A 24706-nucleotide genomic window follows, 5' to 3' on the forward strand; every position below is an offset into this window, starting at 1 on the left:
GGGCGGATGCGCGCTCAGTCGGCCCGGGGACCGACGTCGGCCGGGGTCAGCGGTCCGCACCTCGGTGCCCGGCGGAAGTATTCGTGCGCGCCCACGTCGGGCGTCCTGGTGCGGGGCTGACCGTCGATGTCGTGCGTGATGCGCGGCCGGCGCGGCGTGCCGGCGTCGATCGCGGGGCTGCCGGCGGCCGGGCGGGCGATGCCGTACGCGTCCTTCACCAGCTTCGGGTCGACCCGGGTACCGCCGCCCGCGGGGATGTTGCCGTCCGCGGCGGCGCCCCACAGGAGGTTGCCCGTCCAGGTGAAGCGCACGGTGTTGGCCATCGCGACCAGTTGGCCCGTGTCCGCGACGAGCAGGTTGTCGGCGACGGTGACATCGCGCGGCTCGTGCGGGCGCTGGCTCTCGCCGGAGATCGTGCCGCCGTTGTTCACCAGGGTGTTGTGGGCGATCAGGATGCGGTCGGGGGCGTCGTTGCCGCGGCGCGCCTCGGGCGTCTCGCCGGGCAGGTGGTCGCGCTCCGATCCGCTGCCGATCACCAGGGCGCGCCCGGCCAGGCCGGACAGGTGGTTGTTGACGATCACATGGTCGTTGCCGTAGATCCGCACGCCTTCGGTGCCGTCGATGAAGTGGTTGGCCTCCACCCGGTTGCGGTTGCCGTGCCGCAGTACGATCCCGCCGAAACTGTTGCGGATGGTGTTGTGCCGGATGGTGTTGTCCGAGCTCTTCACCGAGATCGCCTCGGGGTCCCCGTTGGCCCGCTCGAACAGGTTGTACTCCACGATCGCGTGGGCACTGGACAGGGCCCGGGGGCTGACGCCGAGCCGGATCGGTTCGCCGCCGTTGGAGCCGGTGAAGGTGTGGTCGGAGAAGTGGTTGCGGTACACGTGGACGCGCTGGGCCATCTCCTCGGTGTTCGCGCCCTCGATGCCGAGGTAGATGCCGAGGGTGCTCTTGCCGTGGAAGTGGTTGTGGTCGACGGTGCTGTCGTCCGCGCGCACCATCACCCAGTGCACGCCCTCGATGTCGGCCAGGTGGATGTCGTTGCGGGTGAGCCTGATGTGCGCGCAGTCCGGGGGTATGTCCAGCGTGTTCCGCTGCCTGAAGGAGAAGCCGCCGAGGGTGATGTGCTTCGACGCTTCGAAGACGAAGCTGTGCTCGCCTTCCAGGATGACGCCGCCCTGCGTCCGAGCCGCGATGGTGATCGGCGCGCGCTCGGTGCCCTGCTTGTTCCGAATGGTGAGCGGGCGGTCCGAGGGGACGGTGTAGGTCCCGTCGGCCACCACGATCCGGTCGCCGGGTCGGGCCCGGTCGATCGCGGCCTGAAGCTCGTCCAGGGTGCGGACGGCCCTGGGGGCCGCGCTCGCGCTCGCGGTCAGCGCTCCGCCGACGGGGGCGGCGGTCAGCGCCACCCCTGCCGCGGTACCCATCAGGAACGTGCGGCGTTGCATGGTGCCTCCGTGAGGATGTGGTGGAGGTACGGACGGTGTTCCGGCCGGCGATCAGCCGGCGGTCGGGGCGTCCCGGGTGGTGTCCTCGGCGTCCTGGCTCGCCTGGGCGTCCAGGAACAGTTCGATGACGGGTACGGGGGTGTCGGGGCGGCCGACCGGGATCTGAAGCGTCAGCGTTCCGGCGGGCTGGCCGCCCATCTCGGTGTTGACCGCGGGCCGGTCCGGGTCGATGTGGACCGGGACGATCTCGGACGCGTCGCCCAGCAGTTGGGCGTAGCGTACCCGGCCGGCCAGGCCCGGCAGGTGCAGGTGCCGCGGCGGCCAGGCGAACAGGTGCACGTAGAGCCGGTCGCCGCGCTGGGTGTACCGGCATTCGGCGGGGGCGGTGTACGAGGACGGGCCGCAGCCGCGGATCGACCGCTCGTGCAGCCGCGTCCACCGGCCGATCTCGTCGAGGATGGCGGTGTCGCGCGGGTCGAGCGCGCCGCGGCCGTCGGGCCCCACGTTGAGCAGCAGGTTGCCGCCCTTGGACACTCCGTCGACGAGCATTCGGATCAGCAGGTCGGGGCTCTTGTGGTCCCGGTTGTCCCGGTCGTAGCCCCAACTGCCGTTGAGCGTCTGGCAGGCCTCCCACACCACGGGTCGCCCGTTCTCCGTCATGGGACCGGAGGGCTGGTACTGCTCGGGGGTGACGAAGTCGCCGGGAAGGCCGGTCCGGTCGTTGACGAGGACGTGCGGCTGCAGTTCGCGAATCGTCTTCAGGAGCTGCGGAGAGTCCCAGTCGTCGGGCCCCTTGCCGCCCCACCAGCTGCGTCCGACGTACGAGAAGTCGAAGAACAGGTAGTCGATCCGTCCGAACGAGGTCAGCAGTTCGCGGACCTGGCCGTGCAGATAGCGCTGGTACTCGCGGATGTCCCGGTCGGCGTTGGCGGCCTTGAACGCCTCGTCGTCGCGCTGCGGGTGGGTGCCGTCCACGGGGAAGGACGGGTGGTGCCAGTCGATCAGCGAGTAGTAGAGGCCGACCTTGAGCCCCTCGGCGCGGCACGCCTCGACGAACGGTCCCACCAGGTCGCGGCCGTACGGGGTGTTGGTGACCTTGTACTCGGTGAGGGCGCTGTCCCACAGGCAGAAGCCGTCGTGGTGCTTGGTGGTGAGCACGACATAGCGCATGCCCGCCGCCTTGGCCGCCCTGGCCCACTCGGCGGGGTCGTAGCGGTCGGGGTCGAAGTGGTCGAAGTACACCTGGTACTGCTCGTCGGTCAGTTCCTCGCGGTTCTTCACCCACTCGTGCCGTGCGGCGAGGGAGTACAGACCCCAGTGCACGAACATGCCGAACCTGGCGGTGGTGAACCAGTTCGTGTCCGGGCCGGCCTCGGGTTCCGGGGTCGCGGACGGACGCGCCTGCGGGGTGTCAGCGCTCGCGGTCATGGGGTATCGCTCTTTCTCGTCTGGAGGTGGGGCCGACAGGTGTGCGGGTCAGCCCTTGAGTGCCCCGGAGGACAGGCCGCTGACGAAGGACCGCTGGAAGAACAGGAAGACGATCACCGAGGGCAGCAGCGCCAGCAGCGAGGCCGCCATCACCACGCCGGGGGTCACGGCCGGGTCGATCCGCAGGGTCCGCAGCGCCAGCGGCAGCGTGTACGAGGACGAGTCGGTGGCCACGAGCAGGGGCAGCAGGTACTGGTCCCAGATCATGGTGAAGCCGAAGACCCCGATCACGCCGAGCGCGGGTTTGCACATGGGCAGGATGATCTGGGCGAAGATCCGGAAGTCCCCGGCGCCGTCGATGCGCGCCGCCTCCTCCAGTTCGCGCGGCACGTCCTTCATGAACTCGGTCATCACGAGGATGGAGAACCCCCAGGCGCCCAGCGGAACGATCATTCCGGCGAGGGTGCCGATGAGGTTGAAGTGCACGACCGGCAGGTCGGCGAGCACGACGGACAGCGGGATGGCCAGGATCTCCTCGGGCAGCATCAGCGTCGCCAGGATGGCGACGAACGCCAGCGTCATTCCGGGGAAGACCTTCCTGGCCAGCGCGTATCCGGCCAGGACGGAGACGGACACCTGGAGCAGCAGCCCGAAGCCGACGACGAAGAAGGAGTTCAGCAGATACTTCAGCACCCCTTGGTCGAAGGCGATGTCGAAGTTCTCCAGGGTGAAGCCGGAGGGCACGATGCTCAGTTGCGTCGGGTCCTTGATGTCGCCGAAGGCACCGACGAGCAGGGCCAGCAGCGGGCCCGCGAACATGGTCAGGACCAGGAGGTAGACGACGGCCTTGAGGATCCGTCCGCCGATGCTGCGGCTCTCGGTCAGGCCCAGCGCGGTTTCGGTCGACTCGCTCACTTGCTCTCCCTCCGCCGCAGCAGTTGGACGATGATGGTCAGGATCAGCGTCGCGGCGAACAGCAGGACCGCTCCCGCCGCACCGACACCGAGCCGGTTCTGCTCGAGTCCGAGCTTGTAGATGAGGGTCATGACGACCTCGGTGGAGCCGTTGGGCCCCCCGTTGGTCAGCAGGAACACCTCGGTGAACACCCGCAGTCCGCGGATCGCGGCGAGGATGAACAGGATCGAGAACACCGAACGCAGCCCGGGCACCGTCACGTGCCGCACCCGCTGCCACCGGGAGGCGCCGTCGACCCTGGCCGCCTCGTACAGACCGCGGTCCACACTCGTCAGACCGGCGAGGAAGATCATCATGTCGTACGGAGCGCCGCGCCAGATGCCGGTGACCATGATGGACGCCATCGAGGTGTCGGGGTCGTTGATGAACCCCGAGGGGCCCATTCCCGCCAGGGCGAGAATGGAGTTGAGCATGCCGTCGCCGGTCGGGTGGTACATGATCCGCCACAGTTCGGCGACGACCGCCATCGGCACCACCACGGGAAGGAACGCGGCGGAGCGCACGAATCCCAGTCGACGGCTCTGCCCCTCCATCAGCAGCGCCAGTGCGAAGCCGAGCGCCATCGCGCCGAAGGTCTGGCCGACGGCGAGCACGATCGTGTGCCACACGGCCTCGCGGAACCCGTGGGACTGCAACACCGTGCTGTAGTTGTCGGTGCCGACCCAGCGGTTTCCCAGGTAGGGCTGAACCTCCTGGAAGGACATGGTCACCGCGTTGACCATGGGGATGAACTTGAAGTAGAGCGAGAGGATCAGCGCCGGGGCGAGGAACAGCCACGGCGTCCACCACCGGCCTCCTCTGCGGCCGCGCACCCGGCGGTCGGCGGCCCCGCCACCCCGGCGGCCCACTTTTCGCGGGGCGGGGCCGGTCGCCGGCAGGGCGGCCGGATCCGCCTGGTCGAGGCTCATGACGCGGCGATCCCCTGTTCCTTGAGGATGTCGGCGAGCTGCTTGTCGAGCTCGCGCAACTTGGCGTTGATGTCGAGACCGCAGTCCGCCATCAGCGCGTTCACCGCGTCCGCCGTCACCTGTCGCACCGGCGTCCAGTTCGGGATGGAGGGCGCGTAGCGCCCGGAGTCCTGGTACACCTGGGCGTAGGTCTTCCAGCGCGGGTCGGTGCGGATCTGGGCGATGTCCACGTTGGTGTTGACGGGGATCTGCACGGTGTAGCCGGTGGTGCCCTCCATGCCCTTCTTCTGGCCCTCGACGGAGACCGCGAAGCTCGCGAAGGCGTCCTGGCCGGCGCGGTTGTCGGAGCCGGCCATCAGGTAGACGGAGCTGCCCTCGGCGAGGACGGTGGCGTCCTTCGGGCCCTTGGGCATCGGCACGACCTCGTACTTGTCCGCGCCGAGCGACTTGTCGAAGCGCGGCAGCAGGTACGGGCCGACGACGTACATCCCGGCCTTGCCCGCCTCGAACGTCTCGTTCGTCGGCGGGGTGTCCATGGTCACGGCGCCGGGCTGGATCGCCTTGGTCTTGCACCCGAGGTCGCGGAACCACTGCATGGCCTGCACCGATGCAGGGGTGGTCATCGCCGGCTTGTACTTGCCCTTGCCGGTCTCGGTGATGAAGTCGCCGCCCGCGGCCCAGAGGAAGTTGGAGAAGTACCAGGAGGCGTAGCCGCGCTTGGTGGACAGCGGCGCGGCGAGCCCGGCGGTGTTGTTCTTGCCGTCGCCGTCGGGGTCCTGGGTGGTGAAGGCCGCGGCCATCGCGGCGAACTCGTCCCAGGTCCGCGGGGGCTCGAGCTTGAGCTTCTCGCGCCAGTCCTTGCGGATGAGCAGCGCGGACGCCTGCGCGGAGATGGGGAGGCCGTACTGCTTGCCGTCCAGGCTCTTCCCGGACTGGAGCCCCTGACCGATGATCTGGGCGCTGTCCTTGATCTTGCCCATGTCGATCTCGCGGAGCAGACCCTGGCTGTGCATGGTCCCGATCTGCGTCGCGTCGTTCATGACGATGTCGGGAAGCTTCTTCTGGGCGGCGCGCTGCTGCAGTTTGGTCTCGAAGTCGTCGAAGATGGCCGTGACCTCGACCTTGAAGCCGGTGGCCTTCTCGAAGGCGGCGGCCAGTTCCTGCGCGCCCTTCTCGCCCGGTCCGCCCGGCGTCGTCCGGGTCCAAAGTTCGAGAGGCGCCTTGGAGTTCTGCTTGGCATCCACTCCCGCAGGCCCGGATGTACAGCTGGTGAGGATCAGGGCGGAGGCGAGGGCCCCGGCACCGATCCATCGCGACCTTTGCATGACTACTCCTGTTTTCGCCGGATCACCGTGGCCTGGAAAGCGCTTGCTGGGACGGTAACGGGGTCCGATTCGCCGGTCAATAGTCCGATGAATACGAGAGGTTTCAACAGCCGATGAGAAGACTCGTCCGGCACGCTCCCGCACCGCCCCCACGTGATCCGACGGGCGGGAAAGACGGCCCGGCACCTGTGGATGGGCTCTTACGCGCGCATTTTGGGCCCCGACGGGAACGGCGAGTAGTCGTCCGAGTCGAGAAGATCGAGCAGTCAAGGTCACAGCGATGACATTTCAATGATCCGATGTATGGTTTCCGTGAGCTTCGGGCCGGACAACACACAGGCCGGGCCGCGCCGAACCCGGACCAGGCCGTACCAATCGCGACATTCCGTCAGACGTTTGCCACCGCATCCGAGCAGGGACCGCCGATCGTCCGGCTGTCGGTCCACGATCGGACAGGCCGAGGAGACCGACCCGCCATGAACGAACCGGCCACCGTACCGACCGCGCTGTTGGTCATGGAGGAAGCACGCCGGGCCGACGTCTACCCGCCCGAAGTGCTGGCCGGGCTCGGCCGGCTCGTGCACTGGCAGGGTCCGCCCCTCACCCGGCAGGAGCTCGACGCGGACCCGGATGTGCTGCGGGACGTCGACCTTTTGCTCACGGGCTGGGGCGCACCCGTCCTGGACGACGCCCTCCTGTCACATGCCCCTCGGCTGCGGGCGGTTCTCGTCGCGGCGGGATCCGTCCGGCATCTGACGACTCCCGCCTTCTGGGAACGCGACATCCCGATCGTCTCGGCCGCCGCGGCCAACGCCGTTCCGGTGGCGGAGTTCACCCTCGCCCATGTCCTGCTCGGACTGAAGCAGGCCCACCACATCGCGCGGGAGGTGGCACACCACCGCCGCTTCCCCACCAATCCCGACGTCCCGGGCGCCTACCGGTCACGGGTGGGCCTGTTGGGGCTCGGGCACATAGGCCGGCTCGTCGCCGCCCACCTGGCCCGCTTCGACGTCGAGGTCCTCGCCACGGATCCCGTCGCCTCCTCGGACACCGCCGAGCGCGCGGGGGTCCGGCTGGTCTCCATCGACGAACTCTTCGCCGGCTGCCACGTCGTCAGCCTCCACGCGCCGCTGCTGCCCGAGACCCGCGGCTCGATCGGGGCGCGACTGCTGGGCTCCATGCGGCCGGGCGCGACGCTGATCAACACCGCGCGGGGCGCGCTGATCGACGAGAGCGCCGCCACGGAGGTCCTGCGGGCCAGGCCCGACCTCACCGCCGTACTCGACGTAACGCACCCCGAGCCCCCGGCCGCCGACTCGCCACTGTTCACCCTTCCCAACGTCGTCCTGACACCGCACCTGGCCGGCGCCATGGGCGCCGAACGCCACCGCCTCGGTCGGCTCGTGCTCGACGAGGTCCGCCGCCTCACCGAGGGCCGGCCGCTTCGACACGCCATCGACCCCGCCCACGCCGCGTCATTGGCTTGACGCCCGCGGGCACCGCCGGCCGGGGCCGAGCAGTGGGATCGGCGACATCGCGCGAGGTCATGCTCCACCGCGTGCCGGGGTCCGGGCAAGCGGAATCGGCACCGACGCGGTCCGCGTCGGTGCCGGGTGGGCCGGCCGGGCCCGACCGCGTCAGGCCACCTTGCGCAGCCACTGCTCGACGCCCGCGATGTGCGCCGTCGACCACGCTCGCGCGGCCTCGGCGTCGGCGCTCTCCAGCGCGTCCACGATCGCCTGGTGCTCGCGCACCGTACGCTCCCACGAACCGCTCTGGGTCAGGCCGCGCCAGTGCCGGGCGCGCATCGTGGGACTGGACAGCGAGTCCAGCAGCGAGCACAGCACGGGATTGCCGCTGAAGCCCGCGATCGCCCGATGGAACCGCAAATCCTGCTCGATCAGTTGCTCGGTGGTGGGCCGCGGCTCGTCGACCTGCGCGAGGCGGCGCAGCTCGGCGACCCCCGCGACGTCGATCCGGGTCGCGGCGAGCGCGGTCGCGGCGGGTTCCAGGATCCGTCTGACCTGGAGGAAGTCGAGCACGCTCTTGTCGTGGTGGAAGTCCACGACGAACCCGATCGCGCCCATCAACAGACCGGGTTCCAGACTGGTCACATAGGTGCCGTCGCCCTGCCGTACGTCCAGGATCTGGATCAGCGACAACGCCTTGACCGCCTCGCGCAGCGAGTTGCGCGACAACCCCAGCGTGGTGGCCAGGTCCGCCTCTTTCGGAAGCTTGTCGCCGGGCCGAAGCTCCCCGGAGACGATCATCTCCTTGATCCTGTCGATGGCCTCGTCCGTCACAGCCATGCCGATGATCCCTCCAGAGGTCCGATGACTTCCAGTATGACGGCCGGGCGAACGAGAAGACAGGCTGGTCGGAGCAGCACTCATCGGCCGCTCGTAGGTCGTCCCGCACCTGCGGGGCCCTCAGCCATCCGATCTCCGGGGCGTTCCGGGAACGACCCCTGTCGACGACGCCCGGCCCCCGACACGGCGAACGAGGCCGCGGCGGGAGCCGCGGCCTCGTCTCGGGACGGGTGCCGGATGCCTATCGGGGTGCGTTCGGCATCACGGGCAGGTCGGGTCACCGGGCTGGGCCGGGACGCTGACCGCGTTCCAGGCGGCCTTGGTCTTGTTGAACAGGCCGCAGGTGGAGTCGAGCGCCTTGGCGGACTTCAGGGTCGCGGTGCGGTACTTCTTGTAGGTCATGCCGCTCGTCTTGAGCAACATGCCGCCGTAGAAGATCTTGCCCGCGGTCTGGATTCCGGTACCCGTGAGTTGCGTGTTGTTGCAGGTCGGGCTGCTGGGCTTGCCACCGCCGGGGTTCGTGCCCTCGGCGAGCAGGTAGAACCAGTGGTTCAGCGGCCCGGCCGCCGCGTGGGTCTCGGTGCCCGGGATCGAGGCGCTGTAGCAGTTCGGGTTGTTGCTGATCTGCGAGGGGTTGTACATGTTGCGGATCGGGCCGCTGCCGACCAGGTTGACCGTCTCGCCGACCAGGTAGTCCGGGCGGTCGTAGGGCGAGGGCTCGTTGGTGTACGCCTCGGTGAGCGCGCCGAAGATGTCGCCGGTGCCCTCACCCAGACCGGCCTCGGAGCCGGCGCCGCCGGGAGTGAACTGGTCTATGCCGTGCCCGAATTCGTGGCCCACGACGTCCATGGACGCGATCCACTGGTTGCTCTGGTTGTGGCCGATCTGGATCTGCGAGCCGGTCCAGTAGGCGTTGATCGCGGGCAGTCCGACACGTACCGGCCAGCTTCCGCCGGAGCCGTTGTGACCGTTGCGACCGAGCCAGTCGCGGAGCATGTTCCATTCCTTCTGCGCGGCCCACAGGGCGTCCACGCAGCCCGTCTCCTTGCTCGTGGCGTTGCCGTTGCCCCAGGTGTCGGTGGCCTTGGTGAAGACGCCGCCGCTGTAGTCGGAGCAGGACAGGCCGGGCCGGGTCAGGTCGGTCATCTTGTAGTTGCCGGCGCTGCCGCTGGTGGTGATCGTCAGCGGGTTGGGGCCGTTCCACTGGCTGGTGCCGGTGCCGCCCTTGACGTCGTCGTAGGAGTCGAGCACCTGCCCCGAGCGGGCGTCGACGAAGACGTGCAGCCGGCTGGGCGCGGTCTCGGTGTTGCCGATCAGCACGGTCTCCCAGGCCAGGTTGGCGGAGCCCTCCCGGACCCGGACGACCAGGCGTCGCGAGTCGACCTTCTCGACGACCTTGAGCTGCCCACGCGAGACGTTCTCGGCCGCGTCCTTGCCGACCGTCGGCTTGACGGGGACGTCGATCCGCAGGTCGGTGGCCGACTGTGCGGCCCGGACGGTGCCGTTGCCGTCGGCCAGCACCGCCGCGCTGCCGCCGACCACGGGCAGCCCGCGGTAGGTGCGCTCGTAGGCCACGGAGTACAGGTTGTCGACCCACGGGGTCACCTGCTGCCGCACGTAACTCTCGTCGGGGCCCTTGGCCAGGACGTCCAGGCCGCTCGCGGCGGCCATGTCGGCGGCGGACACCGCCGCCGCCAATCCGGGTGCGGGCGGAGGAGTCGCCGCGTTCGACTGGGAGGTGCCGACCACGAGGCCGGCGAGTAGGGCCAGGACCGACCCGACCGTCACCGTGCTGCGTTTCATCGAGGCTCCTTGGCTGGAGGACAGGCCTCGACCACGAGTCCGACTCGCGCCGGCTCCGCGAGGTGAACGGAACCGACCGTCGTGTGCGCCGGGTTCGTGCCCGAGCGAACGAAACGCTCACACAGGCACAAGTCGACCGTCAATGAAATGCGATCGACGCGGCACAATCTGTCAACAACGCCGCACCCGCCTCTACCGCCCCAACCGGCGGTCCACGAAGGCGAGTCGGCTGGAATCCCGGCCCGCGTACGGGTGACGGGGTGCCTACCCTCGGGCGGGTCGTCAGGCGCCGGGGTCGGGTTTTATCGGTTCGGTGAGGTGCGCGCGCACCGCTTCCAGTTGCGCGGCGAACGCCAGGCCCAGGAACAACGCGATCGAGGTCATGTAAGCCCACAGGATCAACGACACGAACGCGCTGAGCGGCCCGTACACGGAGTCGAACGAGCCGCTGAAGCGGACGTACAGACCCAGCAGCCACGTCAGCAGCACCCACAAGACCACGTACACCGCCGCCCCGAACGCCAGCCAGGTGAAGCCGGGTTGGCGACGGCGCGGCGACCACCGGAACACCGCGGACGCCGAGATCAGCGCGAGCACGATGCCCACCGGCCAGCGCATCGTGTTCCCCCACGTCTGCTGGGTGTCGCTCCATCCGTAGACGTCGCCGGCCGCTCCGACGATGTCGCGGCCCGCCACGGTCAGCAGTACACCGAGGCCGATCGGGATGCCCACCACGAGCGTCATCACCGCGGCGCGGCCGTACTTGCGCAGGAACGGACGGTCGCGTTCCACGCCGTAGATCCGGTTGGCGCCCCGCTCGATCTGGCTCATCGCCGTCGCGACGTTGACCAGCGCGAACAGCAGTCCCAGGGAGAGTGCGGCCGCGCTGCCCTCACCCGCGTCGCGCAGCGTGTCCCGCACGACGGCCGAACTGGGGCCGGTGGACAGCCGCCCGAGGATCGACGAGACGAACAGACCGAACTTGTCCGTATGCAAGACCCTGGACAGACCGACGACGGCGATCGCGAACGGCAGCACCGACAACACGCCCTGGAGCGCGAGCGCACGCGAGTGGGTGAACCCGTCCGCATACCGAAACCGGATGAACGCGTTCTTGACCAGCGTCCACCCGCCGTACCGACGCAGCGTCGCCCACGCCTCGTCGGCCGACAACTCCTCGCCCTTCATGTCCCGCGTCTCGGGAACCCGCATCGCTGTGCCCATGGGCGACTTCTGCCCGACGACCGCGAATCTACGGCGGGATCGCGGTGGATGACCGTTCCTCTCACAGTATGTGATGAAACGATGACGGCCGCCCTGGGCCGGGATTTCAGCGGTTGTACTGAACGGCATGAACAACCAGACCAACCCCTCCGCCCGCCGTCGGCGCACCGTCCGGTTCACCGCGGGAATCGCCCTCGCCACCGCGACGGGCGTCCTCGGACTCACCGCCTGCGACGACTCGGACAACAAGAGCACGGCCGGCGTGGGCCCGTCCGATTCGGCCGCGTCCTCGGCCGGCGCCGGCCGGGAGTCCGCCGCGGCCGGGGACAAGAACGCGAAGCTCGCCAAGGTGCTGTGGATGGGTGACTCCATCGGCGAGGTCGAGGCCCCCGCACTCGGGGCGGCGATGAAGGCCGGCGGCATCGAGTTCAAGTCGATCGCCGCCGCCGGCGGCGGTGGTGTCATCGGCGAGGTCGCCGAGCCCACCTGGGAGCAACTGCCCAGGGAACTCGGCTCCTACAAGCCGAACGTCGTCGTCTACCAGATCACGACCTACGACTGGGGCAAATCGGAGGAACAACACGCGGGCTACGAACGACTGGTCGGGACGGTGACCGACGCGGGCGCCGAACTCGTCATCGTGTCCGCGCCGCCGTTTCGAATCGACGACTTCTACAAGCCGCACGAGGCGGAGATCAAGTCCGCCCCGAAGTCGGCCAAGGACGTGGCGGACAAACATCCGGGCAGGGTGCGCTTCCTCGACGCCGCGGCCCTGTGGGGCACCGACGGCGCCGCCGCCAAGGCCCAGCGCAGCAACGACGGCATCCACTCGTGTCAGCAGGGTGCGGCCGCGTTCGCCCACTGGTTGGGCAAGGAACTCGGCAAGCAGTACTCCTTCACGCCGGCGGCGGCCGACCGCTGGGCCACCGGATCGTGGACCGGCGACAAGGTGTACGCACGCCTCGGCTGCAAGTAGTCGACCCGGGCGACGTGTTCGCCTCCCCCGGCCACAGTTGATCGAGGGGCGGAACGGGCCGGGGCTCGTTCCGCCCCCGCGTCTTTCGGAGACCCATCCCATGCCTGCGCAGACTTCCCCTGGGCGTACCCATCGGCGGGTTCCCACGCCGTCCACGTCGCCCGCGACACCCACGCCGCCCGCGAGCCGGCCCGTCTCCGCGAGAGCGCACATCGGGCCGCTGGACGGTCTGCGCGGTGTGGCGGTCGCGGCGGTGCTGCTCTTTCACGCCGGACACTTCGGCGGCGGCTTCCTGGGCGTCGACCTGTTCTTCGTGCTGTCCGGGTACCTGATCACCGGGCTGCTGCTCAAGGAGGCGGCGGCCGGCAACGGCCGCATCGACCTCATCGCGTTCTGGGGCCGCCGGGCCCGCCGCCTGCTGCCCGCGCTCGCCGTCATGGTGTCCGGCACCCTGTTGCTGGTGTGGGCGTTCGGCGCGCCGGCGCTGATCCGGAACGCGTTGGACGACGGCCCGTGGGTGGTGGCGAATCTCGCCAACTGGCACTTCATCGCGGACCGGATGGGCTACTGGAACTCCGGCGACACCCGCGTCTTCGGTCATCTGTGGAGCATCGCCGTCGAGGAGCAGTTCTACCTGTTCTGGCCGGTGCTCCTGGTCCTGGTGGCCCGCGGCGGGAACGCCGGCCGCAACGTCGCGATCGTCGCGGCAACCGGGGCTCTTGCCTCGCTCGCCCTGATGCTCCACCTCGCCGATCCGATCGACAGCACCCGGGTGTACGAAGGCACCGACACCCGTGCCTTCTCCCTGCTCCTGGGCGCTGTGATGGCCACCGGGCCGGCCACTCGCGCGGTGGCCCGACTGGGCGAGCGTTTGGCCGGGTGGATCTCGCTGGCCCTGGTGGGCGGCATCGGCACGTACTGGGTCCTGGCCGACGGAGAGGATTCCCCGTCACTGTTCCAGGGGGGAATGTTCCTGCACGCCCTGGCCGCCGCCGCGCTCATCTCCTGCCTCACCCGGGCACCGGGCAGCCCTGTCGGCCGAGTCCTGGGCTGCGCCGCGGTGCGCTGGACCGGTCTGATCTCGTACAGCCTCTACCTGTGGCACTGGCCGGTCTATCTGCTGCTGGACGAGGAACGCCTCGGCTTCTCGGGCTGGGGGCGGACGGCCGTCATCGTGGCCGTTTCCGTTGCCGCCGCCGTGCTGTCCAAGCTCCTGGTGGAGGATCCGATCCGTTTCCGGGCCCGCTGGGCGCGCGGTCGGACCGGGGCCGTCGCCCTGGTGGCCACGTTCGCCGCGATGGCGGCCCTGTGGGCGGCCGTACCGGAGCCCCACAGCGGGGCCGACTCCGTCGATGTCACCCAACTGACCTACGGATAGCGGAAGTTCCGGGACAGTGCGGCCGGCCGGCCGCTTGCGCGGTCGGCCGGCCGGTGTTCGGAGCAGGTTCACGATTGCGGGAAGCTGTACCGGTATCCCTGCTCGTCGAACCACGCCAGGAGCTTTTCGAGGGCCTGGAAGGACTGTTCGCGATCGCCGCCCCCGTCGTGCATCAAAACGGTGGGGCCCTTGGCCAGTTGTTGTTGGACGCGGGTGACGATGGTGTCGACTCCGGGGCGTTGGTAGTCGCTCGGGTCGACGTTCCAACCGAGGGGACGCATACCGTGGTCGGCGGCGACCCGGCGGCTTTCCGGGGTGAACGCGCCACCGGGTGCGCGGTAGTACCAGATTCGTCGACCTCCCGACGCCTGGTCGATCATGTTCTTGGCGTCGAGGATCTCCTGCGTCTGGTAGTCGACGGGCTTCTTGTCCATGCCGGTGTCGTGGTGCACCGAGTGATTGCACAGGCGGTGGCCGGCGTCGACGATCTTTCCGAGCAGTTCGGGGTTGGCCTTGGCGGCGGGTCCCAGGACGCAGAACACGGCCTTGGCGTTGTGCTTCTTCAGCAGCTCCAGGAAGCGGGGCGTCCATACGGCGTCCGGACCGTCGTCGAGGGTGAGGTTGACCGCCTTGCCGCCGTCCTCCGAGTGCCGCGATATCGAGGGATCGACCTTGCCGCCCTCCTTCGAGTGCGGGTCGGTCGGCGTTTCGGCATCGGCGGCACCCGGCACGGGCCGGGCCGCCTGGTGGGTGTCGCCGACACGTTGCTTCGCCGGCGTTTCGGAGCCGCCGGCGCAACTCGCGAGAGCCGCCGCGACCACGACGAGGGCCATCGTCCTGCCCACGCCCTGCACCAAGTCGCCGCGGCGTATTCCACCAATCGTCATGGGTATTCCTGTCTCGATATCCCGGATCCTGATTCGACTGCTCGCCGAGCCAAACACGTTCGGGTATCGAAACCGGAGGCTGTCATCGTCTCGTCACATATCCCGCATGGAGCCGTCATCCCGGGACCATAGGGTCGTCATCGAGGCTCTGAGCTGTACGAACAGGCACCGACTCGTCCGCCGGCCGTCGTAAAGTCGGAGGGCACCGCAGACCGCCGTCCCTGCCTCACCGCACATTCCTCGGACGGCCCGACACGACCCGCATAATCCATATGATCCAGATGATCCGTCGGGACGACTCAGCAGGGAATTGTCACCACCATGCCACGCGTATTGCTTATCGAAGACGACCCCGCGGTCCGAAGAGGCGTCGCCATCGCACTGCGACGGCGCGGCCACGAGGTCGCCGTCGCGCCCACCGGTGAGGCCGGACTCGCCACCCTGGAGGACTTTCGCCCAGACCTCGTCCTGCTGGACCTGATGCTGCCGGGCATGAACGGCCTGGAGGTGTGCCGCCGGATCCGGGAACGACACCAACTCCCGATCATCATCCTCACCGCGCGCGGCGACGACATGGACGTCGTGGTCGGCCTGGAGGCGGGCGCGGACGACTACGTCGTCAAGCCGGCAGGCGGCGAGGTCCTGGGGGCCCGCGTCAAGGCCGCCCTGCGCCGCGCCGTTCCCGCCGACCCCGACGACGGCATCGCCGGGGACCCGACCGCGCCCCGGGTCGACCGCTACGGCGACCTGACGATCGACCGGGCCGCGCTCATCGTGTCCAAGAACGGAACCGAACTCACCCTCGCGCCCTCCGAACTCAAACTGCTGCTGTACCTGTCCGCGTCCTCCGGGCGCGTGTACAGCCGCGACATCCTCCTCGAACGGGTCTGGGAGCACAGCTACGCCGGTGACGCCCGGCTGGTCGACGCGTGCGTGTTGCGCCTGCGCGGGAAGGTCGAGGACGATCCGCGCCACCCCCGCTACGTGCAGACGGTTCGCGGATTCGGCTACCGCTTCGGTCCGCTGTGACCGCGTCCGCCGCGCGTTCCGTGCCCGGGTCCTCGCGCGCTCTCGTACGCCGGTTGTCGCTGCGGGGCCTGCGCCCTCGCCTGGTCGTCGCGTTTCTCCTGGTTGCCGCGTTCAGCGCGCTGATCACTTCCGCGCTGACGTTCGACAAGGCCCGGGACGCGATCCTCGACCGCACCGAGGACGCCGCGACCGACGAACTGCGCGCCCAGCTCGACGCGCGCGCGCCCGATCTGGCGTATCCGCCCAGCGCCGAGAACCTGCTGGAGTTGACCGTACTGCTCAACCGCGCGGGCACCCCGCGCAACTGGCGCACACACGTGTCGTACCAGGACGGCCCGCTCGTCCCCGCCGAGGCGCCGGGCGATCCCGGCGCGATCACCGCGGCCCTGCGATCCGCGGTGTTGCGGAAGAACGGCGCGGTGGCCCAGCGCGTCGCGCGGCCCGGCGGCCCGTGGCTGGTCGTCGGAATGCCGATCCTCCACGCGGGGCCCGAGAACACCCCCACCCGGATCGTGGTGTACGCCGAAATGTCCCTGCGCGGCGAACAGGCCGACATCCACGCCCTGGTCACCGCGGCCCGCTACGGCGCGATCCCCGCCGTCGGGCTCGCCCTCGTCCCGGCGCTCGTCGCCGCCGCGCACGTGCTGCGCCCGGTACGGCGGCTGCGTGCGGGAGCCCACCGGATCACAGAGGGCGGCCTCGACACCCGCATCCCCGTCCACGGCAACGACGAACTCGCGGACCTGACCGCGACGTTCAACACCATGGCAGACACCATCGAACGCGACGCCACCGAACTGCGCCGGCTCGAAGCCGGCGCCCGCCGGTTCGCCGCCGACGTCTCGCACGAACTGCGCACCCCCCTCGCGGCGATGGTCGCCGTCACCGAGGTCCTCGACGAGGACACCGCCCATCTGGACCCCGACACCTCCGAAGCGCTTCGCCTGGTGGCCGAGGAGACCCGCAAACTCGCGCGCATGGTCGACGACCTCATGGAGATCTCCCGCTTCGACGCGGGCGCCGCGGTCCTGCACACCGACGAGGTCGACGTCGCCGGCGCGGTACGCCGGACCCTGCGCGCCCGCGGTTGGAGCGACCGGGTCGACACCGAACTCCCCGACGGGATCCGGGTCGTCCTGGACCCTCGGCGCTTCGACGTCGCCCTCGCCAACCTGGTCGGAAACGCGCTGCGGCACGGCGGCGACCCCGTCCGGGTCGTGCTGCGCCGCGCCGACGACCGCGTCGCCGTCGATGTCGTCGACCAAGGCCCCGGCATCGATCCGGCCGTACTCGCGCACATCTTCGACCGCTTCTACAAAGCCGACTCGGCCCGGACCCGATCCGACGGCAGCGGCCTGGGACTGGCCATCGCGCGCGAGAACATCCACCTGCACGGCGGCACCCTGCGAGCGGCCTCCGCGGCCGGCGAGGGCACCGTGTTCACCATCGAACTCCCGCTCGTACCACCGGTCGTCGTACCGGATACCCGACGTCCGGAGGATCAGTGAAGCTCGCCGTCACCGTGGCCGCCGCCCTCGTGGCCGCCCTCGTCGCCGGATGCGGCATCTCGACCACGACGCCACACGGAGCCGGTCCGCCGGCCAGGGGTGTTCCCCAGGTCGGCGCCGTTCCCGACCGGGCGCACCTGTTCTTCGTGTCCGCCGACGGGGTCCAAGCCGTGTCCCGGCCCACCGACACGTCCCTCGACCCCGGCCAGGCGATCGCACTGCTGCTGATGGGACCGACCGAGGCCGAACGGCGGCGGGGATTCTCGACCGCCCTGGCGGAGGTGGGCGGCCGGGTCGACGTCGACACCGGGGAGGGCAGCGTCACCCTCACACTACCCCTCGATGCCGGCCGAGTACCGGTGGACGCGATCCACCAACTCACCTGCACCGCGGCCAACGCCCGCGTTCCGGGCGGCCGCTCCGTCACCGACGTCGACATCAACTTCCGCGAACTCGGCAAGCCGGGCGTGTGGGGCCCGTTGCACTGCAACATCGCCGGCTACTACGCGCTGCCCGAGCGGCCCTCCCCCCAGGCAAGCCGTTCCGGCTGAAACCTCGGGCCACCGGCCCCGACGAGAAGGCGGCCATGAATATGGGCGCGGCGACGGCGTCGCGATGAATCCCGACGACGTCGACCTCGTCCGCCGGGTCAACGCAATCCTGGAGAACTACCGCGCGGGCGGCACGAACAGCCCATGGATGGCCTCCTACCGGAAGTGGCCGGCCGCGAACCTCTCCGACCCGACCGCGACCCCGCCCCCGCCCGCTACGTCGACTGAGCGGCGCCACGCTCCGGGCGGTCGCCCGGAGCGTGGCGTGTCTCCGCGTGTGTCGGTCGTCAGCCGGCGATCTCGGCCACCTTGGACAGCTGGCCGGTGATCATCGCGGACGGCACCTCGGCCGGGCCGGCCTGTGCGAACGAGGCCATCTGCATGGCGACGTCGCCCTTCACGGCGACCACGAGGTAGGCGTACAAGCGTCCGTCCGTGGGGTGGTCGTCGCGCATTCGGAACGCCACCGTGTCCGCACCGTGGCGCCCGACGGCGACGTCGGTGATCGTGTACCGGTCGACGGTGCCGTCCTCGTTCGTCTCGGAGAACGACGAGCAGACCTTGAGCGCCGCCACGTATGCGTCGAACTCCCGCTTCAGCACCGCGTGTTGGCTGCTCGACAGTTCGGTGATCACACCCTCGGTGGGTTGCACGGTCGCGTCGAGCGTCGTCTTGCGATACTTCTGCTGGATCGCGGCGGTGCGCTGGTCGAGCGAGGTGTCCAGCAACGGTGCACAGCGCGGGTCGGACAGTCGCGGCGCGTCCTCCGGCGTCGCGGGTTCCGGGCCGTCGGCCGAGTACTCGGCCGGAATCTCCTGCGCGTTGAGCAGTGCCGCCGTCAGCGTGTCGGCGGCCGGGATCGTCCTGCTGTCGGCGGTGGGCCGCGCCGGCTTGGACGGGGAACTCCCCGTGTCGGGAGGCATCTTGTCGAGCCTGGCGAGCTGGGCGCTCACGAACGGGCCGGTGTCGGCGGGGTCGCCCTTGCCCGGCGTCGCGAACGAGGTGACGGCGAGACCGGTGGTGCCCTGGAGAACCAGCGTGTTGACGGCGGTGCCGAGCAGTCGGCCCTTGCCGGAGACGGCGACCTTGTACGAGACGCTGTCCTTGCCCCGCACACCGACCTTGACGTCGGTCACGGCGAAGGTCGTGACGTCGCCATTCTCGGTGTAGGTGTAGTGCGCGCAGGAACTCAGCGCCTTGATGCCGTCGTCGAGTTGCTTCTGCAGCACCTCGCGCGGCGCGCTGGACAGGCTTACGCGCACCGAGTCGTCCGACTCCGGGTCTGCGGGAGCGATGGCGTACGAACGCTCGGCGTGGCCGACCGGGTGCGACGTGCCGCCACTGCCGAGCGCCACGCACTCGGCGGGGCTGACCACCCGGCCGGGCTTGTCGGGTGACCGCTCGTTCGACACCTTGCCGCCGCCGTATCCGGCGGGGATGTCCTTGCCGTCGATGAGTACTGCGGACAGCTGCCGGTCCGTCGCCGGCGTCGCGTTCTTGTCCCCCTTCCCGCTGTCGGCGGAGGTCGACGCGGACGCGGGCGACTTGTCCTTGGCGTCGCCGCCCGACTTCTCACAGGCCGTGAGGCCGAAGAGCGCGAGCGCGGTCAGCGGTACAACAACTGTGGTCGCCGCGCGACGCGGCATGGTGGTACTCACCGTGGACCCCCCGGTTCGGTGTCTGTCGCGGACCACGACGCCGCCGTGTATGAACCGCGGGTACCCGTAACCCCCCTGGTGCCGGGTATCCGACGGCGGCGCCGTGCTTGTGATCACGACCCTAAAGCCACGAACCACGCCCGCCGCCCGCTGTTACCGGAACGGCACAATCCGGGGACACAGGTGAAATCCGGTCCTCCGGCGTTACCCGGTCGGGGTTCGGGGGTCGGCCTCGTGGAGTACTCGGAGCAGTTCCGTCAGGAACTCCTTCGGGCGCTCGATGTGCACGCTGTGTCCCGCGTCCTCGACCACCGCCTCCCGGACCGGGCCGCCGGCCGCCGCGTAACGGGCCAGGACGGCGCGGGTCTGGGCGATCATCGGCTGGGCCGGGCAGAGGTCCGCGCCGGGCCAGTCGGGGACGGCACCCAGCGCACCCAGGTGGGCCAGGTCGAAGAGCGAGGTGTCGGAGACGATCACGTCGGCCGCGCCGCGCACCCACAGCACCGGGGGCCTGGCCGCGGCGAGTTCCAGGTCGTCGATTCGAAAGTGCGTCGGCGCCAGGCAGTTGAGCACGCCGCGGTCGCCCGGAGCCAGGCCCGGCCACGCCTCGCTGGTGCGGGAGTCGCCCGGGTAGTGGTCGTCGCCGACCCGCGTGGTGAGCATCGAGGCGACATAGGCGTCGGCCTGCTCCACGGGCGCGTTGACGTAGCAGGCGCCGAACACCGCGCGGGGCGACAGCGCAGACTCCCCGCCGGTCTCGCCGGCCGCCAGCAGTCGCACGAACTCCGGGTTCGCGGAGCCGCCGCCGGAGCCCGCGCCGTCCGCGCTGTTCAGCCGGCCGTCGATCCCGTGCGTGCCGCCGAAACCGTAGGGCGAGACCGGATTGACCAGGGTCACCGAACGCAACCGCTCGGCGTGGTCCCGCAGTTGGTGCAGGACCACGCCTCCGCCCAGGCTCCAGCCGACCAGGTGTACCCGACCCAGGTCGAGCGCTTCGATCAGCGCGCTCAGATCGTCGCTGAAGTCGCGCAGGCCGCGGGTCGCGTCCACCGGCAGCGGGTCGGTGTCGCCGAAGCCGCGCAGGTCGAGCGCGATCGGCCGGTAGCGCTCGGGCAGATCGAGCATCGTCCGCCGCCAAAAGTGCGAGGACGACACGTTGCCGTGCACGAAGATCACCGGCTCACCGGAACGCCCCTCGATCTGCAGGCAGTTGACGGTGAGCCGAGAGGTCGCGATCCGACCGGCGGCGATGGTGGGCAGCAGCATCCTTGAATCCTTCAGTCGAGCCAGCCGGCGACCTTGGCCGCGACCGTGGTGTTCCAGCCGAGTTCGAGGTGGTTGGCGCCGGCGACCAGCGCGGTCCCGCCGACCGTACCGACTCCGGTGGTGTCCAGCGCGCTGGAGACGAAGACCACGCCGTCGCTGGGCCCACGATTCTCGTTGAAGATCCCGAGGATGCTCGGTGTACCGCCCGCCAGTAGGAAGGTGCGGACCTGGGCGGGGATGCCCGCCTGGTGCAGCGGTGTGATCAACGAGCCCGCGGCGATGGCGGGTTGGATGCCGGTGCCGTCGGTGTAGAACCCCTGGCCGCCGTAGTACGTGGTGTACCAGTCCTGTTGGCTCTGGTCGACCCCGTACGTACCGTCCCAGCGGGCCAGCATCTGCCGCTGCCCCGGGTAGTCGTCGTAGCCGCCGGTCGGGGTGAACGCGTACTCCGGGTGGGCCTGATAGGTCCCGTAGCACGTCATGCGCAGGTGGGGTGAGGGCGCGTTGACCTTGCCGCCGCACTCCGGCCAGATGCTGAAATCGTGCGCCCACCCGTGCGCGAAGGGATAGTCGTAGCCGCCGTTGGGACCGCCCAGGGTGACCAACCGCCGGACGTCGCCGGCGTACGGCCGCCCCCAGGAGGGCTTGACCGAGGAAACGTACGCCCGGGTGGACATCTCTCCCTTGCTCCAGCCGACCAGGTCCACCTGGGAGACGCCCAGTCGGGCGCGGATCAACGCGACCGCGTCGCCCACCTCCTGAGCCTGCATCAGGTTGTCGCCCTGCTTGTGCGCGAAGCCGATGGCGAAGACCCGGTAGCCCCGCGTGGAGAGGTACTGCATCAGGCCGGTGTTCGGGCAGGACGCCGTCCCGCACCCGTAGCCGCCCGACTCGCCCGGGTTTGCCCACGCCCGGTCCGGGTTGTCGTTGGCACCGTGCACCAGCAGCACCGGCACCTGATGTGCGCCGCTGTTCCAGCCGGGCGCGGAGTAGAGCAGGAAGCGCCCGGAATACGGCTGCTTCACCCCGCCGAAGAAGGTCAGGCGTTGACCGTCCTGGTCGCCGCGACCGTCCGGCGGGTACTGCTCCTGGCGGAATCCGGCGGTGGTGTCGAGATAACGCTCGACGCGCTCCCAGCCGTTGGCCGGCGAACTGTAGCTCGCCTCCATCGTGAGGTACGCCGGCGCCGCGGCCGAGGCGGTCGGCGCGCCGACGAGCCCGGTCAGCAGCGCGAGCAATACCGCGAGGATCCAGCCGCCCGACTTCCGCGTCATCGTCAACTCCTCCGCCCGGCGGGCCCGGAGCGGCCCGCCCCGACACGGTAGGCGGGACGGGCGGGCCGGGCCCATGAGGACGACCCACACGACGAGCGGCCGGAGGTGTGGGTCACACCCCTGGTCCGGCATCGATCGAGCGACGACGTGTCGGCCGGTGCGCCGGAGGATCGCCGTGCTCCGGCGGTCGACGCGACGCCCGGTGTGGTCCGCGACCATGCCGAGGCCGCGACGAGTGGGGCTCGGCGCCATGGACGAGGCCCGGGTACGGCCATACCGTCGTGCGGATGCACGGCGCTCCGGCGCGGCGCTCCCGCGCGCTCCGGGCATTTCCCACCACTCTCCGAAGGAGCCGGCGATGGCGGACACCACGGAAGGCGGCGTCGCGCGCGCCGTACGCCTCGACGCCGGCCGGGCGGTACGCGTGCCGGGCGCCGCACGCCAACAGGCCGTGCGACTCGGAGACTTGACCACCGTCGGCACGACCACCACAGGGCACACCGTCGTCGCGGACTGGGAGAACCTGCACGCGTCCGGAACCCCACGGCCCGAACGGCCGGTGCCGGGACTGCAGATCGACGGCTGCTTCCCCGCCGAGACCCGGTTGAATCCGCATCACGGTTGGCACCACGACGCCCAGTTCGTGCTGCGCCTCCCCGACGACTGGAACGGCAAACTGGTCGTCACGGCCGCCCCGGGGGTCCGACGGCAGTACGCCACCGACCGTGTCATCGCCGACGGGGCGCTCGCCGCGGGCTACGCCTACGCGGCCACCGACAAGGGCAACTCCGGCGCCGACTTCCACACCGCGGGACGCCGCCCCGGCGACGCGCTCGTCGACTGGTCCCGGCGCCTGTACGAACTCGCCGTCGCCGCCCGCCTGGTGGTGCGCCGCCACTACGGCACGGAAGCGCACCGCACGTACGTCACGGGGATCTCCAACGGCGGCTACCTGACGCGCGCTCAGCTGGAGCGGCACCCGGATCTGTACGACGGCGGCGTGGACTGGGAGGGCCCGCTGTGGATGGCCGAAGGACCCAACCTGTTCACCTATCTGCCGACGGTCCTGGCCCACTATCCGCGCCACCGGGACGGCGGTGATCCGGACGCGGCGGCACGGCTGATCGACGCGGGGCTGCCGGCCGGCTCGGAGTTCCTGTGGGACATCCACCACCGGACCTACTGGGATGCCACGCAACGCACCTATCGGGCCGTCTTCGACCCGCGCTACCCCGGCCCCGGACGGCCGCCCGCCGGCGTCCCCTTCGCCGGCCCCGGCGAGCCGGGCGCCGACGCCGACTACGACTACCCGAACCGCCCCTCCGCGGTGCACGAGGCCGTCGCCCGGGTCGCGCTCACCGGGGCGATCGGCAAGCCGCTGCTCTCCCTGCACGGGACCCTCGACGCGTTCCTGCCCGTCACGCTGCACTCCGACCGCTACACCGAACTCGTCGCCGCCGCCGGTCGCGGCCGGCTGCACCGCCAGTACCGCATCGAGGGCGGCAACCACGTCGACGGATTCTGCGACCTCTTCCCTGCTCGGCTACGGCCTCTCCTGCCCGCGTACCGCACCGTGTTCAAGGCCCTCGAAGACTGGGTCGAGCGCGGCACGAACCCGCCGTCGAACCGTACGGTCGCCTGGAACGACGACGTCGACGACGGCGACATCGGCACGTGGTGACCCGCGACCGGGGCTTCGGTGCGGCGCTCGGCGACTCGGCGTTCAGCGGCTCGGCGCTCGGCGCCCCGACGTTCGGGACGCCCGGCGCCACCGCCGCATCCGCAGGCCCGGCATGGTGCCACGACCCACGGCGCACCCCACAACCATGGCGACGGACTCCATATACCCACCGGCTCGCTTTTCCTACGATATGGCCATGGCAACCAGTGCGATCACCGGCGACCTCTCGCCCACTCCCCCGACGACCCCTTCCTCGCCGGACGCGTCGCGTTGGTGACCGGGGCGGCGAGCGGGATCGGACGCGCCTGCGCCCTCGCGCTCGCCGCCGCCGGCGCGCACGTGCACGTCGTGGACATCGCGGTCGACGCGGCCGAGGCCGTCGCCGAGGAGATCGGCGGCACCGCGCACGGGATCGACCTGGCCGATCCGGACGCCGTGGACGCCCTGCCGGCCCGGGTGGACATCGTGGTCAACAACGCCGGCCTGCAACACGTGGCGCCCATCCAGGAGTTCCCCCTCGAACGGTTCACCCTCATCCACAAGGTGATGGTGGAAGCGCCCTTTCGCCTCATGCGCCGCACCATGCCGCACATGTACGCGCGGAACTGGGGGCGCATCGTCAACATCTCCTCGGTGCACGGTCTGCGGGCGAGCGCGTTCAAGTCGGCGTATGTCAGCGCCAAGCACGCCCTGGAGGGGCTCAGCAAGGTCGCCGCCCTGGAAGGCGCCCCGCACGGGGTGACCAGCAACTGCGTCTGTCCCGGCTACGTCCGCACGCCGCTGATCGAGGGGCAGATCGCCGCCCAGGCCGCCGCGCACGGGATTCCCGCCGACGACGTCGTCCACGACATCCTGCTGGAACGCACGGCGATCAAACGGCTGATCGAACCCGAGGAGGTCGCCGCGGCGGCCCTGTACCTGTGCGGACCGCACGCCCGCCACGTCACCGGAACCTCGTTCGTCCTCGACGGCGGCTGGACCGCGCGCTGACGCACGCGTCGGGGTCGCGTCCCGCACGCCGCCGTGCTCGTCATGGCGTCAACCCATACCCATTGTCGTCCTTTTGTGTCCCATGACA

At 70.1% G+C, this 24706-nt stretch carries 19 protein-coding genes and 1 pseudogene; 8 read left to right on the forward strand and 12 right to left on the reverse strand.

Annotated elements, in window-relative coordinates; genetic code table 11:
• Positions 1-14 precede the first annotated feature (14 nt).
• The 5 genes from B4N89_RS42715 to B4N89_RS42735 are packed head-to-tail and all read right to left on the reverse strand — an operon-like array spanning position 15 to position 6084.
• Positions 15-1448, reverse strand: a complete 1434-nt coding sequence (locus B4N89_RS42715) for a polysaccharide lyase 6 family protein (RefSeq protein ID WP_078982005.1) — start codon at positions 1446-1448, stop codon at positions 15-17.
• Positions 1449-1499: 51 nt separating this feature from the next.
• Positions 1500-2876, reverse strand: coding sequence for an alpha-L-fucosidase (locus B4N89_RS42720; RefSeq protein ID WP_078982006.1), 1377 nt, complete (start codon positions 2874-2876; stop codon positions 1500-1502).
• Positions 2877-2924: 48 nt separating this feature from the next.
• Positions 2925-3791: a carbohydrate ABC transporter permease gene (locus tag B4N89_RS42725; RefSeq protein ID WP_078982007.1), complete on the reverse strand. Its 867-nt coding sequence runs from the start codon at positions 3789-3791 to the stop codon at positions 2925-2927.
• Positions 3788-4759 (reverse strand): carbohydrate ABC transporter permease, encoded by a 972-nt coding sequence (locus B4N89_RS42730; protein WP_078982008.1) that lies wholly within the window; start codon positions 4757-4759, stop codon positions 3788-3790. The genes B4N89_RS42725 and B4N89_RS42730 overlap by 4 nt, the downstream gene beginning before the upstream one ends.
• Positions 4756-6084: a sugar ABC transporter substrate-binding protein gene (locus tag B4N89_RS42735; RefSeq protein ID WP_078982009.1), complete on the reverse strand. Its 1329-nt coding sequence runs from the start codon at positions 6082-6084 to the stop codon at positions 4756-4758. The genes B4N89_RS42730 and B4N89_RS42735 overlap by 4 nt, the downstream gene beginning before the upstream one ends.
• Before the next feature lie 476 nt (positions 6085-6560).
• Between B4N89_RS42735 and B4N89_RS42740 the strand changes: the two genes are divergently transcribed.
• Positions 6561-7571 (forward strand): hydroxyacid dehydrogenase, encoded by a 1011-nt coding sequence (locus B4N89_RS42740; RefSeq protein ID WP_078982010.1) that lies wholly within the window; start codon positions 6561-6563, stop codon positions 7569-7571.
• Between the two features lie 150 nt (positions 7572-7721).
• Here the strand turns inward: B4N89_RS42740 and B4N89_RS42745 are convergent, their stop codons facing one another.
• From B4N89_RS42745 to B4N89_RS42755, 3 genes and pseudogenes are all read right to left on the reverse strand, one after another.
• On the reverse strand, positions 7722-8393 hold the full coding sequence (locus B4N89_RS42745; RefSeq protein WP_078982011.1) for a FadR/GntR family transcriptional regulator: 672 nt from the start codon (positions 8391-8393) through the stop codon (positions 7722-7724).
• A 267-nt stretch (positions 8394-8660) separates the two neighbouring features.
• Positions 8661-10196 (reverse strand): annotated as a pseudogene (locus B4N89_RS42750) (M4 family metallopeptidase); the annotation flags it as partial.
• Between the two features lie 282 nt (positions 10197-10478).
• Positions 10479-11420 (reverse strand): YihY/virulence factor BrkB family protein, encoded by a 942-nt coding sequence (locus B4N89_RS42755; RefSeq protein WP_078982013.1) that lies wholly within the window; start codon positions 11418-11420, stop codon positions 10479-10481.
• Between the two features lie 127 nt (positions 11421-11547).
• Here B4N89_RS42755 and B4N89_RS42760 point away from each other — a divergent pair, with 127 nt between their 5' ends.
• Both B4N89_RS42760 and B4N89_RS42765 read left to right on the forward strand, forming a co-directional pair.
• Positions 11548-12396, forward strand: coding sequence for an SGNH/GDSL hydrolase family protein (locus B4N89_RS42760; RefSeq protein ID WP_078982014.1), 849 nt, complete (start codon positions 11548-11550; stop codon positions 12394-12396).
• A gap of 100 nt (positions 12397-12496) precedes the next feature.
• Complete coding sequence (locus B4N89_RS42765) at positions 12497-13774, forward strand: acyltransferase family protein (protein WP_078982015.1); 1278 nt, start codon at positions 12497-12499, stop codon at positions 13772-13774.
• Between the two features lie 68 nt (positions 13775-13842).
• Here B4N89_RS42765 and B4N89_RS42770 read toward each other — a convergent pair whose 3' ends face one another.
• A complete protein-coding gene (locus tag B4N89_RS42770) occupies positions 13843-14661 on the reverse strand; it encodes a polysaccharide deacetylase family protein (RefSeq protein ID WP_235619314.1) in 819 nt (272 codons plus the stop codon).
• 321 nt (positions 14662-14982) lie between these two features.
• On the opposite strand from B4N89_RS42770, the gene B4N89_RS42775 reads away from it, so the two are divergent.
• Genes B4N89_RS42775 through B4N89_RS42785 form a run of 3 tightly spaced genes read left to right on the forward strand, consistent with a single transcriptional unit; the run spans position 14983 to position 17749 of the window.
• Entirely contained in the window at positions 14983-15690 is a 708-nt protein-coding gene (locus B4N89_RS42775; RefSeq protein ID WP_078982016.1) for a response regulator transcription factor, read from the forward strand.
• Between the two features lie 53 nt (positions 15691-15743).
• Complete coding sequence (locus B4N89_RS42780; protein ID WP_235619315.1) at positions 15744-17198, forward strand: sensor histidine kinase; 1455 nt, start codon at positions 15744-15746, stop codon at positions 17196-17198.
• Positions 17195-17749, forward strand: a complete 555-nt coding sequence (locus B4N89_RS42785) for a hypothetical protein (protein WP_078982017.1) — start codon at positions 17195-17197, stop codon at positions 17747-17749. Before B4N89_RS42780 ends, B4N89_RS42785 begins: the two co-directional genes overlap by 4 nt.
• 287 nt (positions 17750-18036) lie before the next feature.
• Here B4N89_RS42785 and B4N89_RS42790 read toward each other — a convergent pair whose 3' ends face one another.
• The 3 genes from B4N89_RS42790 to B4N89_RS42800 form a co-directional block, all read right to left on the reverse strand.
• Entirely contained in the window at positions 18037-19407 is a 1371-nt protein-coding gene (locus tag B4N89_RS42790) for a sensor domain-containing protein (RefSeq protein WP_143658292.1), read from the reverse strand.
• Between the two features lie 204 nt (positions 19408-19611).
• Entirely contained in the window at positions 19612-20673 is a 1062-nt protein-coding gene (locus tag B4N89_RS42795) for an alpha/beta fold hydrolase (protein ID WP_078982019.1), read from the reverse strand.
• Positions 20674-20684: 11 nt separating this feature from the next.
• Positions 20685-21947 (reverse strand): esterase/lipase family protein, encoded by a 1263-nt coding sequence (locus tag B4N89_RS42800; protein ID WP_101897573.1) that lies wholly within the window; start codon positions 21945-21947, stop codon positions 20685-20687.
• A gap of 358 nt (positions 21948-22305) precedes the next feature.
• On the opposite strand from B4N89_RS42800, the gene B4N89_RS42805 reads away from it, so the two are divergent.
• Positions 22306-23628, forward strand: a complete 1323-nt coding sequence (locus B4N89_RS42805) for a tannase/feruloyl esterase family alpha/beta hydrolase (RefSeq protein ID WP_078982020.1) — start codon at positions 22306-22308, stop codon at positions 23626-23628.
• A 162-nt stretch (positions 23629-23790) separates the two neighbouring features.
• Complete coding sequence (locus tag B4N89_RS42810; RefSeq protein WP_078982393.1) at positions 23791-24618, forward strand: 3-hydroxybutyrate dehydrogenase; 828 nt, start codon at positions 23791-23793, stop codon at positions 24616-24618.
• The last annotated feature ends 88 nt before the right edge of the window (positions 24619-24706 follow it).

It is taken from the genome of Embleya scabrispora (genome assembly GCF_002024165.1).
GTDB lineage: Bacteria > Actinomycetota > Actinomycetes > Streptomycetales > Streptomycetaceae > Embleya > Embleya scabrispora_A.